We start from the raw sequence: 12,025 nt of genomic DNA, 5'->3' as shown, positions 1-12,025 counted from the left end.
AGTCCGTACGAAGGCTCAGGCGACGATGGCCCTTCGGCAGAAGTCCCAGATCGCCCCGGCCAGCGCCTCGCGCTCGGCAAGATCGGGCTCGCCGCCTTCCTCCTGGAGCAGGACGGTGTGCACGGTGGTGGAAACGAGGTTGTAGATCAGCCGCGCCTGCAATTGCGGCTCGGCGGGGCGGAACTCTCCCTTCGCGATACCGGCGGCGACATGGCCGGCCATGAGATCCAGCAAGGGCTGGAGCGCGGCCTGAAGCTCCGCCGGGCGCGACTGGGCCAGCCGCAAGTGTTCGCGGCTGAGCGCTGCGCTGCGCAGATGGGCGCCGCTCTCCACCGAATCGCCCTGGCCGAGCTGGCCGACGACGATGCTCGACACGATCAGCCGCAGGGCCTCCATCGGGCTTTCCACCTGCCGCGTCATTTCGCCGAACTGGAGCGCGGCCGAGCGCAGCGACGAATCGAAGACCGCCAGCACCAGGTCGTCCTTGCCCTGAAAACGCTCGTAAAACGCGCGCCGTGCCAGGCGGGTGCGGGAAAGGACGGCGCGGATCGTCAGCCCTTCAAGACCCGCTTCGTCGAGCAGATTGTAGGCCGCGGTCACCAGCAGCCGCGTGCGATCCTGCTCGCCATCGTCGAAAGCGGCGAAGGGCGGGTCGGAAGGGGCGGGGATCGGAAGCGATGATGCCATCCGCCATGGACTAGGCGCTCCGCCCCGCGCGGTCCAGCCGGTGCTTTCATTTGACCCCCTTCGAAGACCGCGCTACACGCCGTGAGAACAGCGTTCTCAGAAATGCGTCAACAGCCGAAGGACAGGAGAGTTCGATGCCCAAGGTCACTTACGTCGATCATGAAGGACACGCGTCCGACGTGGACGTCGAGGTCGGCGACAACGTCATGCACGGCGCCGTCTACAACGGGATCGAGGGGATTACCGGCGAGTGCGGCGGTGGACTCTCCTGCGCTACCTGCCACTGCTATATCGACGCGGACTGGGTCGACACCGTTGGCGCCCCCTCCTCCCAGGCGGAAGAGGAACTGCTGGAATCGGCAGCGGCCGAAGTGCGTCCCAGCAGCCGGCTCTCGTGCCAGATCGAGATGACATCCGCACTGGACGGCCTCGTCGTCCACATGCCCGAACATCAATTCTGAACCGCCAGGCAGGAGAGACCGATGCCCATCGACGCCGCCAACCCGGTTCCCCCCAGCTTCCCGCGCCACGTCGGCCTGGACCAGGTGCCGGACCATGTCCCGGCAGAGCTGATCCGCCAGTCCGGCCTGACGTTCGGCCCCGAATTCCTCGCCGGCCCGCACGATTTCATGGCCGCGCTGCACGAGAAGCAGCCGCCGATCTATTACGACGTGAGCCCGATGGGCAACATGTGGCACCTCACCAAGCATGAGGACGCCCTGTTCGGCCTGCGCCATCCGGATATCTTCTCGAACGAAGGCGCCACGCCCTTCCCGCGCGATCCGAACGACTACTTCTACTTCATCCCGATCGAGATCGATCCGCCCCACCACCGCAAGTACCGCAACATCGTGGATCCGGTGTTCAGCCCCAAGGGCGTGCTCAAGCTGGAAGAGCTGATCCGCAGGCGCTCGAACGACCTGATCGACGAGATCGAGGCCAAAGTCGCGGCCGGGGGCACTTGCGAATTCACCGAGGATTTCGGCCGCCCGCTGCCGGTCTCGGTATTCCTCGATATCATGGGCCTTCCCCAGGCCATGCGCGACACCTTCGTCGAATGGGCGATGGAACTGCTCCATTCGAACGACCGCGCGATCATGGGCCAGGCGATGGCGAAGATCGGCGCCTATCTCAAGGAAGCCATCGCCGAGAAGAAGGCCAATCCGGACGACGGCGTGGTCAGCCTGATCGCCCATGCCGAGCCGGACGGCGTGCCGCTCTCCGAAAAGGAGATCTTCGGCTTCGTCTGCTTCCTGTTCATCGGCGGGCTCGACACGGTGTTCGCCACGCTCAACAACATCTGGCTCTGGCTGGCGCAGAACCCCGAACAGCGCCAGGAGATCATCGACCGCCCGCAGGACATCGATCGGATCGTCGAGGAACTTCTGCGACGCTGGTCGGTCACTTTCTCCGGACGCGTTCTCGACAAGGACTACGAGATGCGCGGGGTGCAGATGAAGAAGGGCGACCGTGTCACCTTCATCCTGCCCGCCTGCAATTTCGATCCCGAAGTCTTCCCCGATCCGAAGACCGTGGACTTCGACCGGCCCCGCAAGACGATCCTGGCCTTCACCGTCGGGGTACACAGCTGCATGGGCGGACATCTCGCCCGCCTGGAAGTGAAGATCGCGCTGCAGGAATGGCTGAGGCGTGTGCCCCAGTTCGAACTGCAGCCGGGAACGCACATCGAGTACCGCCCCGGCGGGGTGATCGGACCGGAAGCCGTGCCGCTGGTCTGGTAGCCGCCGCCCGCCTGCCGCATCGTCTTTGCTGCAAGGCCCTTGCGCCCGTTTCGCACGCGCGCCGTCGATCCCTGGCGGTTGTGGCCAAACAGCATCGGTTGGGACATTCAATAAGTCCCGGTGCAATTCCGCTTTGAGATCGCGCGAAATTGTTGCAGAGTGCTTGGTGAAAGGCCGCTTGCGGCTTTACCGGTGTTGGGAGAGAGCGCGCCGGGTAGGAAGTTTACTTTCTGTCCGGCGCGCCGATTCTTCGCAAACGCAACATCATCTCGATCAACGGTTTTAGCGCACTTGCACTGCTTCCAGCAGAGCAGGTCGCGCACCGTTGTATCCGTGCCATCCTTCCAGTTAGCAAGTGCAGCAAAGCCCTGCCCTCCGCCCGGCGCAGCCGGATCGCCCCGATTCGCATGCCGCGATTCGCCGGCGCGATTGCCGGATCCAGGGTCCTCGGATAAGCGCGGAGGCATTCCAACCGCGAGAATGCCTTGAACCTTCGCCTCTCCCTGCGTGCCGACCATCAGGCGCGATTGCTCTGGTCGATCGCCCTGCCGGCGATGCTCACCAACGTGGCCACCGCGCTGTTCGGGCTGGCAGACATGTGGGCCATCGGGCGCCTGGGCGACGCGCCGGCGCAAGGCGCTGTGGAACTCGGCGCGAAGTACATGATGGCCATGCTCAACGTGTTCAACTTCCTGCGGACCAGCACGGTCGCCCTCACGGCGCAGGGTGCGGGACGCGGGGATCGCACCGCTTCCGCCGAGACGCTGGCACGCGCCATGGCGGCGGCGATGGCCATCGGCGCGCTGTTGCTCTGCCTCATGCCCCTGGCGATCCCGCTGGGGCTGGACCTGCTCGAAGCCAAGGGCACCCTGCGAGAGAGCGCCCGGCACTACATCGAGATCCGTTACTGGGCCGGTCCGCTCTGGCTGGGCAATTGCGTGCTGGTGGGCTGGCTGATCGGACAGAGACTGGTGCGCCATGTCCTGGTGGTCGAAATCGCGGCGAACGCCGTGCACATCGCGCTGGACCTGTTCCTCGTGCTCGTCGCGAAGTGGGGAGTTGCGGGCGTGGCCACTGCAACGCTGACCTCGGAACTGTTCAAGTTCGCCGTGCTTGCCGCACTCGTGCTGCGCCGTCCCGAAGCGCGCGCCGCCTTTTCCTCGGTGCGACGACGCGCGACATGGCGGCGCGCCGAACTGGCGCGGCTCTTCGCCCTCAATCGCGACCTGTTCCTGCGCACCCTGCTGCTCACCGCCGCCCTGCTTGCCTTCGCCCGCACCGGGGCGCAGGCCGGCCCGGTGACTCTGGCGGCGAACGGCATCCTGTTTCAGCTCTTCATGCTGGCAACGCTCCTGCTCGACGGCTTCGAAAGCGCCGCCCAAGTGCTCTGCGGAGAAGCTCTGGGTGCCGGTGACGCCCGGCGCTTCAGGGCCACGGTCCGCTCGGCGCTGCTCTGGGGCGGCGTGATGGGCCTGGTCCTGACCCTGGCCTATGCTTTCGGCGGAGCGTGGCTGGCTTCGGCCTTCAACACCGAACCGGCGGTGATCGCCGCCACCGCCGCATATGCGCCGTGGCTTACCGCGATGCCGCTGCTGGGCGTCTCGGCCTATGTGTTCGACGGGGTCTTCGTGGGCGCCGGATGGACGCGGGCGATGATGGGGACGATGCTGGCGGCCTTGGCCGTCTACGGCCTCTTGCTCTGGCTGCTCCACCCCTTCGGCAATCACGGCCTTTGGGCGGCGTTCACCCTGTTCTTCGTGCTGCGCGCGATCGGTCAGGCCCTGATGCTGCCGCGCCTGACCCGGCGCAGTTTCGCCGCGGGCTGACACTGGCTTCCCCGGAAAAGAGAAAGCCGCCGACGCCGGAGGAGGAGTGGCATCGGCGGCTCGCTTGGCTTCAGGCAGGACGAGGGATCAGTGCCCGCCGGAAGCCGGCTTCGCACCGCGCGGGGGTCGCGGGGCGATCCAGATAGTGCATGCGGCGATGAACAGCAGCACGGCACAAAGCGCGAAGACATGCACCGTGCCCAGCGCCGTGCCCTGTGCCGCCACGAGATTGGCCAGCGTCTGGCGCGCCTGCTCCATGGAGAAGCCGGCGTTCTGCAACTGGGTCATGGTCTGCTGCGCACCGTTCATCGAGGCGGCCATGTCGGCGCCGTTGGCGCGTCCCATGTCCTCCCAGGTGGTGGTCACCAGCGCCGTGGCGATGGCGCTGGCCAGAGTGCGCCCGAAGTTGGCGATGCCGGCCGCGCCCGCCGTCTCGTCCGGCCGCACCGAGGCCAGGCTGATCGTGGTCAGCGGGACCATGAACAGCGAGACGCCGACACCCTGCACCAGCTGCGGCCAGGCGATGGTCCAGAACGGCACTTCGGTCGACCAGCTCGTGCGGAAGATGGCGCAGATGCCGATCCAGGAAATGCCCAGGAACACCAGCATGCGCGGATCGAAGCGCTGCATCAGCTTGGGCACGAAGGGCGATGCGAACACCGCGAGCACGCCGGAGAAGGCCATCGCCTCGCCCGCCTGCGTCGCGGTATAGCCCATGGAAGTCTGGAGCCACTGCGGGATCACCACGACCGAGGCGAAGTAAGTGCCAAAGGCGATGGTGAGCGAGAATGTCGCCGCCGAGAAGCCGCGGTGCCGGAAGACCTTGAGGTCCACCACGGGATGTTCCTCGGTCAGTTCCCAGATCACGAAAGCGATGAAGAAGATCACCGCGATCACCGCCAGCGCGACGATGAAGGGCGAACCGAACCAGTCATGCTCGCGCCCAAGGTCCAGCATCATCTGGAAGGAAGCGACCCAGGCGATCAGCAGGGCCAGGCCCACGACATCGATCGGCAGCTTCCGCGTGGGCGTCTCGACCCCGCGCAGCATCGTGAACAGGCCGAAGAAGACCAGCGCCACGATCGGCACGTTGATGAAGAAGATCCACTCCCACGACCAGTTGTCGGAGATGTAGCCGCCGACGATCGGCCCCGCGATCGGCGCGGTAACGACCGTCATCGCCCACATGGCCATGGCGCGCGGATGCATGTGCTTGGGGAAGATGCGCAGCAGCAGCGTCTGCGTCAGCGGCATCAGCGGACCGCCGCAGAAGCCCTGCCCCAGACGGAACAGCACCAGCAGCGGGAAAGTATGGGCGATACCGCAAAGCGCGGAAAACACGCCGAACCCGATCAGCGACATCAGGAACACCCGCAAGCTGCCGAAACGCCCTGCGAGCCAGCCGGTGAGCGGCACGCAGATCGCTTCGGCAACCGCGTAGGAAGTGATCGCCCAGGTGCCGTTCGAGACCGAGACGCCAAGTCCGCCCGAAATGTGCGGGATCGAAACGTTGGCGATCGTCATGTCCAGCACGACGACGAAGTTGGCCATCGCCAGCAGGAAGCCGGCGATGAGCAGTTTCGCACCCGTGAAGGTGGTGCTGTCGGCGGCTCCCGTGCTTCCGGCCCCTGCCGCGGCGGGGGAAGCCCCGGCCATCAGTTGGCGTCCGTCAGTTCGATCTCGGCATCCATCGAGAGACCGATGCGCAGCGGGTGCTGCTGCAGTTCCTTGGCGTCAAGCTCGATGCGGACCGGCAGGCGCTGCACCACCTTGATCCAGTTGCCCGTGGCGTTCTGCGCCGGAATCAGCGAGAAGGCCGAGCCGGTGCCGCCGGCGAAGCCGATGACCTTGCCGTGATAGACCACGTCGCTGCCGTAGAAGTCGGCCTTGAGCGTGGCGTTCTGGCCGGGACGGACCTTGCCGAGCTGGGTTTCCTTGAAATTGGCATCGACATAGAGGTGGCCGACCGGAACCACGGTCATCGCCACGCCGCCGGCCTGGACCTTCTGGCCGACCTGGATGGCGCGCTTGGCGATCACGCCGTCGATCGGCGCGCGCACGATGGTGCGTTCGAGATCGAGCCGTGCCTGGTCCAGCTTGGCCTGGGCCTGGCGGATTTCCGGGGCCGTGGTGTCGGTGGTGCCCTTGGTCAGGGCGACCGAGGCTTCTTCCTGGCGGCGTGCGCTGACCGCCGAAGCCTGCATCTGGGCCAGCATGGCACGCGCCTCGCTGGCCGATGCCTGCGCCGCGGCAAGCTGCTGGCGGGCCGTCGTCAGTTCATCGCCGGAGACGGCGCCACTGCCCACGAGCGCCTGGCGGCGGGCAAAGTCGGTCTTGGCCTTGGTCAAGGTCGCCTCGGCCGAGGCGACACTGGCCTTGGCGGAATTGATCTGCGCATCGCTGGCGTCTGCCGTGGCGCCCAGCGCCCGGTTCTGGGCGAGGGACTGGCCGTAGCGGCGCTGCGCGGCGGCGAATTCGGCCTCTGCCTGCGCCAGGGCGATGCGCTGGTCGGAATCCTCGATGCGGAACAGCAACTGGCCCTTGCGGACGGGCTGGGTGTCAGTGACGAGCACTTCCACCACGCGGCCCGAGGTCAGCGGGGTCACCTGCGCATTGTCGCCGCCGACATAGGCGTTGTCGGTCGAGACCGAGCGGCTGCCGACGAACAGGTCGTAGGCGAAATAGAGCACGCCAACCGCGGCCACGCCGATGGCGAGGCCGATCAGCAGCGGCTTGCGCCGGTTCTTGCCCAGCACGCTCCCGGAGCCGTGCTCATTGTTCTGGTCGTCACTCATTACTCGGGAGCCTTCTTGCTTGAATTGTCTTCGTAACCGCCGCCCAGCGCGCGCTTGAGCGCGACTTCGCTGGCGAGGGTCCGGAAATGGGCATCGACGGCCGCCTGCCGCGCATCGAGAGCGGTGGTCTCGGCGCTCAGCGCGTCGAGGTAGTTGCCCAGGCCGCCCTTGTAGCGCTTCATGGCGATGTCGTAGGCGCGGGCCGACTTGTCCCGGGCATCGGCCGAGGCCTGTTCCTGCTCGGCCGCGGCATTGCGCGAAGCCAGTGTATCGGCAACGTCCTGAAGCGCGCCGATCACTGCGGCGTTGTAGTCCGCCACCGCCAGATCGTAGGCGCCGCGCACTTTGGTATATTCGCCCTTGAGGCGCCCGCCCTGGAAGATCGGGAGGCTGATCGCGCCGCCGGCGTTGCCGTAAGTCGAACCGCTCTTGAACAAGTTCGAAATCCCGAGCGACTGCAGGCCGAACAGCCCGCTGATCGAGATATCGGGCAAGAACGCGGCCTTGGCGGCGTCGATACGCTTGCCCGCGCCTTCCGCACGCAGGCGGGCGGCGACGATGTCGGGACGGCGGCCGACCAGGCCGATGCCCGCATCCGCCGGCACCGGCGTGACCGGCAGGCTGGCGATCGCAGTCGGCGCGATGGCGAGGCCGCGGTCCGGTCCGGCACCGAGCAGGGCCGCAAGCGCATGGCGGCGCAGCAGGATCTGCTCGCTATTGGCCGACAGCGCGGCGCGGGCCGAAGCTGCGAGCGATTCGGACTGGCGCAGCGGCAGTTCGCTGTCGAGCCCCTGCTGGTTGCGCTGGTCGCTGAGCGTGACCATCGACTGGCGCGCGTTCACCGCTTCCTTCAGCGCTTCCCCGCGCGCCACCAGGCGGGCGAGATCGAAGTAGGAAGACACCACGTTCGAGGAGAGCATCAGCTCGGCCTGATGAGCGTCGGCCTCGGCGGCCTTCTGCTCGGACGTCGCAGCGGCCAGCATCTTGCGGTACTTGCCCCAGAGGTCGAGGTCGAAGTCGCCCGAAAGCGCGAGATCGCCGGTGCTTTTCCAGCCCTTGGGAACGAAGTCGGCCGGGATGCCGTTGTTATAGCTCTGCTTGGCCGCCCCGGCAGAGCCTTGCCCGTTCACCGTGGGCAGCGTGGAAGCCCCCGCCACCAGCGCGGCACCGCGCGCCTGCAGGATGCGCGCCTGCGCCTCGGCTACGTCGGGCGAATTGGCCAGCGCCTCCGCCACCAGGGCGTCCAGCTGAGGGTCGCCATAAGCGGTCCACCACTGCTGCTGCGGCCAGGCGGCATCCGCGGAGGCATTCGGCGCCCCATCGCGGAAGGACTGGGCGCTCAGAGACCTAGAGCTGTCCAGGGTTGCAGGAGCCCGCATCTGCGGCTTCGGCCCAAGGTCGGGCACGGCGCAGGCGGACAGCGAAAGGCCTACGGCTAGCATCGAAGCCGCCGCGACTCGGGAGATAGTGATCGTACTCATCAGTACAGTTTTTATCGGAGTCCGGCTTGCGCCTGTCAATGGAAAAGTGTACTGCCTGGTACCACTATGACAGAGAATTTGGGCAAGAGAGAACTCAACAAGGCCAGGAAAAGGGCAGCCATCGTGGATGTCGCGACGCGTTCGTTCTTCGAGCGAGGCTATGCCGCCACCACGATGTCTTCGATCGCCGATGAACTGGGCGGCTCGAAGGCCACCCTCTGGGCGCACTTCGGCTCCAAGGAAGAGCTGTTCGCAGCCGTGGTGGACAACAAGGTCGACAGCTTCTCGCAGGACGTGAACGAAGTGCTCGCCGGGCAGACCTTTTCGTTCCCGGCCCTGCGACGGGCATGCCTGCGCTTCATCGACTGCCTGCTGCGCGAGAATTCGGTGCAACTGTTCCGCCTCGTCATGAGCGAAGGCGAGCGCTTTCCCGAGATCAACGAGATGTTCTACGAACGCGGTCCCTCCCGCTTTCGCGGCTGCGTCACCGAATTCTATGCGACGACGTTCACCCCGGAAGAGGCCGAGCGGCTGACGCAAGTGACGGTCTCGGCGATGGTCGGCTATCGTTCGGACATTCTCATGCGCCCGAAGCGCCCCACCCTGAAGGAACGCGAGGCTTTCGTGGACACTCTGATCGGTGTGGTCGACTGGCCGCGCCGCCCCTGCCCGCAAGCGGCTTGAGCTGAAGCCTAGAGGGCAGGCTCAAGGGCAGGCCCAGTGGCAGGCCCGGTGGCAGGAAAACCTTGACCCGAAGCTGCCGGCAGAGGAAATGGCGCGGATGGACAAGGCCCCCGCACTCTCTCCGATCCTCGTCGTCACCACTGGCGGCACGTTCGACAAGCAGTATTTCGACGCGCTCAGCGAATACCAGATCGCCGAAAGCGTGATCGAGAAGCTGCTCAAGGTCGCGCGCGTCGCCCATCCGGTGCGCGTGGTGGAGTTGATGCGCAAGGACAGCCTGGAGCTGACCGACGAGGACCGTGCGGCCATCCGCGCCATCGTCGCGTCCGCGCCCGAGGCTCATGTGGTCATCACCCACGGCACCGACACGATGACGGACACTGCCAGGGTTCTGGCAGACGTCCCCGGCAAGACCACCGTGCTCACCGGCGCCCTCGCCCCGGCCCGCTTCGCCGAAAGCGACGCGACCTTCAATCTCGGCATGGCTTTCGCCTGCTGCCAGTCCGCGCCCGAAGGCGTGTGGATCACGATGAACGGCTCGGTCTTCAACGGCCTCCAGGTCCGCAAGGACCGCGATGCCGGGAAGTTCGTCGCCCTGTAAACAGGCGTTTGGTGCGCATTCGGAAGCGCGCCTGAGGTGAAGCCATAGTTCCAGGCGCCCCATTCGCGCCGGCCCCTTGCCTCTCAAAATAAGCAGAAATCCGGAAACCTTCCTTCGTCAGACGCAAACGGCCTGCCGCCTAGACGGAAACCCGGAAGGCCGATCGCCGCGTCGTCGAACGAACGCACACGACCTCCCGGTCGCACGGTAACGCCGCTTCCCCTTCCGGGAAGTCCCGGTGTCTTACGCTGCGAAGGGAGCTGTCGTGACGATTGCGCTTCAGGATCAGGCCGATGTCCACGTCGCGCTCGGCCATGCACCGATCGGTGCGATGATCATCGATCAGGCCGGCGTCATTTCCTGGGCGAACCCGGCGCTTGCCGCGATCCTGGGCGAGTCCGATCCCGCCGCCCTGCGCCTCACCCTGGCCTTCGCCTGGCTGCCCGAGGACGATGCCGAAATCCTGCGGCAGATGCTGGAGGTGTTTTTCGCCGCCCCCCTGGAGGCCCGCCCCCCGTGGAGCCGCGCGGTCGCCATCCAGGGGCTGGAAAGCAATCCGCAAACGGTCGAAGTGACGCTGGCCCCCTGCCCCGGCGACTTCGGCGCGCGCGCGATACTCTATTTCCAGAGCCTCACGCGCCAGGTCATCGCCGAGAAGCGCTTCTCACAGATCTTCGAGAACCTGCCCCTCGGCGCGCTCGTCGTCGATACCCGCCAGCGCATCGTCCAGGTCAATTCCGCCCTCTCCGCCGAGTTCGGCTATCCGCGCGAGGAACTGGTCGGCCAGCCGCTGGAGACGCTGCTGCCCGCGCGCTACCGCGAACTCCACCGCGAGCACGTCGAGGGCTATGTCGCCGCCCCGGCCTCGCGCATGATGGGCTCCGGCCGCGACCTCACGGGGCTGCACCGCTCCGGCCAGGAGATCCCGGTCGAGATCGCGCTGACCAAGCTCGAAAACGGCGCCCAGCCAATGTTCATGGCCATCGTCAGCGACATCTCGTCGCGCAAGCGGGCCGAGACCGCGCTCCAGCAGACCAATTCGCAACTTGAGGAATTCACTTATGTGGCCAGCCACGATCTGCGCTCTCCGCTGCGGGGCATAGCCGACCTCGTCACCTGGATCCGCGAAGACCTGAGCGGCGTGGCGCTGCCCGAGGACGTCCAGCACAATTTCGACCGCATATCCCTGCGCATCGCCCGGGCCGAGCAGATGATCGACGACCTGCTCGACTATGCGCGCGCCGGCGTGCGCGACCGGCACATGGAGACGATCTCCCCCGCGGAACTGGTCGACGAAGCGCTGGGCCTCGCCCTCGTGCCGGACAGCTTCAAGGTGGAGATCGACATGAACGGCAGCGACATCACCGCGCCCCGCGCGCCGCTGGCGACATCCTTGCGCAATCTCATCGGCAATGCCGTCAAGCACCATGGCGGGCGCTCGGGCCGGATCCGGATCGCCATGCGCGAGGAAGGCCGCTTCTCGGTCTTCACGATCGACGACGATGGCAAGGGCATCACCCCGGGCAACGAGGAGCGCATCTTCAAGCTGTTTCACCGGGCCTCGCCGGGCACGAGCGGCGACGGCGTCGGCCTCGCCTTCACCCGGCGCATGATCAATGCCCACGGCGGGATGGTGACCGTATGCTCGCCCGGCGCGCTCGGCGGCGCCACGTTCGAGATCCACTGGCCCCGCATCCTGCTGAAGGAATACGAGGATGAGTGACCGCCCGGGAGACAGCGCGGGCCGGGACCAGTCCACTCCCAGCCGCCCCGCCCTGTTCGACTATACCGTTCTCGTGGTGGATGACGACGACGTCGCGCTCGAAGGGGTGCTGCGCAGCTTCCGGCGGCACGGCGTGCCCTGCCGCAGCCAGACGGCGGGCGATGGGTGCGAGGCGCTGCAGATCCTGCGCGGACAGCATCCGGCCAAGCGGCTCGGCACGCCAGTGATCGTGCTGCTCGATCTCAACATGCCGAACATGGACGGCTTCCAGTTTCTGGAAACCCTGCGCGCGGATCCGGCGCTGCAGCGCACGGTAGTGTTCATCCTCAGCACCAGTTCGCGCGATCAGGACCGGTCGCGCGCCTACGACGAACACGTCGCCGGCTACATGGTGAAGTCCGCCGTCGGGCCGCAATTCGCCCAGCTCGCCCATTTCATAACGCAATACGCGACGACCCAGAACCTGCCCTGAAGCAGGCCCGATCC

At 66.4% G+C, this 12,025-nt stretch carries 11 protein-coding genes; 7 read left to right on the top strand and 4 right to left on the bottom strand.

Features of this window, described 5'->3' with window-relative positions; genetic code table 11:
• Positions 1-15: 15 nt before the first annotated feature.
• On the bottom strand, positions 16-687 hold the full coding sequence (locus EDF58_RS01110; protein ID WP_132261948.1) for a TetR/AcrR family transcriptional regulator: 672 nt from the start codon (positions 685-687) through the stop codon (positions 16-18).
• Between the two features lie 134 nt (positions 688-821).
• On the opposite strand from EDF58_RS01110, the gene EDF58_RS01105 reads away from it, so the two are divergent.
• From EDF58_RS01105 to EDF58_RS01090, 3 genes are all read left to right on the top strand, one after another.
• Complete coding sequence (locus EDF58_RS01105; protein WP_132261947.1) at positions 822-1,148, top strand: 2Fe-2S iron-sulfur cluster-binding protein; 327 nt, start codon at positions 822-824, stop codon at positions 1,146-1,148.
• 21 nt (positions 1,149-1,169) lie between these two features.
• The gene (locus EDF58_RS01100) at positions 1,170-2,429 is read left to right on the top strand and encodes a cytochrome P450 (RefSeq protein WP_132261945.1); all 1,260 of its coding nucleotides are present in this window, start codon (positions 1,170-1,172) and stop codon (positions 2,427-2,429) included.
• A gap of 485 nt (positions 2,430-2,914) precedes the next feature.
• Positions 2,915-4,255, top strand: coding sequence for an MATE family efflux transporter (locus EDF58_RS01090; RefSeq protein ID WP_243654019.1), 1,341 nt, complete (start codon positions 2,915-2,917; stop codon positions 4,253-4,255).
• Between the two features lie 87 nt (positions 4,256-4,342).
• Here the strand turns inward: EDF58_RS01090 and EDF58_RS01085 are convergent, their stop codons facing one another.
• The 3 genes from EDF58_RS01085 to EDF58_RS01075 are packed head-to-tail and all read right to left on the bottom strand — an operon-like array spanning position 4,343 to position 8,531.
• Positions 4,343-5,911 carry a DHA2 family efflux MFS transporter permease subunit gene (locus tag EDF58_RS01085; protein WP_132261942.1) on the bottom strand — a complete coding sequence of 523 codons (1,569 nt, stop codon included), beginning with the start codon at positions 5,909-5,911 and terminating at the stop codon, positions 4,343-4,345.
• On the bottom strand, positions 5,911-7,050 hold the full coding sequence (locus tag EDF58_RS01080; RefSeq protein ID WP_132261940.1) for an HlyD family efflux transporter periplasmic adaptor subunit: 1,140 nt from the start codon (positions 7,048-7,050) through the stop codon (positions 5,911-5,913). The genes EDF58_RS01085 and EDF58_RS01080 overlap by 1 nt, the downstream gene beginning before the upstream one ends.
• The gene (locus tag EDF58_RS01075) at positions 7,050-8,531 is read right to left on the bottom strand and encodes an efflux transporter outer membrane subunit (protein ID WP_132261938.1); all 1,482 of its coding nucleotides are present in this window, start codon (positions 8,529-8,531) and stop codon (positions 7,050-7,052) included. Before EDF58_RS01075 ends, EDF58_RS01080 begins: the two co-directional genes overlap by 1 nt.
• Positions 8,532-8,654: 123 nt before the next feature.
• Between EDF58_RS01075 and EDF58_RS01070 the strand changes: the two genes are divergently transcribed.
• The 4 genes from EDF58_RS01070 to EDF58_RS01055 all read left to right on the top strand — a co-directional run bounded on the left by EDF58_RS01070 (position 8,655) and on the right by EDF58_RS01055 (position 12,011).
• Positions 8,655-9,215: a TetR/AcrR family transcriptional regulator gene (locus EDF58_RS01070; RefSeq protein WP_243654018.1), complete on the top strand. Its 561-nt coding sequence runs from the start codon at positions 8,655-8,657 to the stop codon at positions 9,213-9,215.
• Positions 9,216-9,312: 97 nt separating this feature from the next.
• Entirely contained in the window at positions 9,313-9,816 is a 504-nt protein-coding gene (locus EDF58_RS01065; protein WP_132261934.1) for an asparaginase domain-containing protein, read from the top strand.
• Between the two features lie 265 nt (positions 9,817-10,081).
• Entirely contained in the window at positions 10,082-11,539 is a 1,458-nt protein-coding gene (locus EDF58_RS01060; protein ID WP_243654017.1) for a PAS domain S-box protein, read from the top strand.
• Complete coding sequence (locus tag EDF58_RS01055; RefSeq protein ID WP_132261932.1) at positions 11,532-12,011, top strand: response regulator; 480 nt, start codon at positions 11,532-11,534, stop codon at positions 12,009-12,011. The genes EDF58_RS01060 and EDF58_RS01055 overlap by 8 nt, the downstream gene beginning before the upstream one ends.
• Positions 12,012-12,025 lie beyond the last annotated feature (14 nt).

The organism is Novosphingobium sp. PhB57 (assembly GCF_004342985.1).
Classification (GTDB): Bacteria; Pseudomonadota; Alphaproteobacteria; order Sphingomonadales; family Sphingomonadaceae; genus Novosphingobium.
This window is presented reverse-complemented; position numbering and strand designations above follow the sequence as displayed.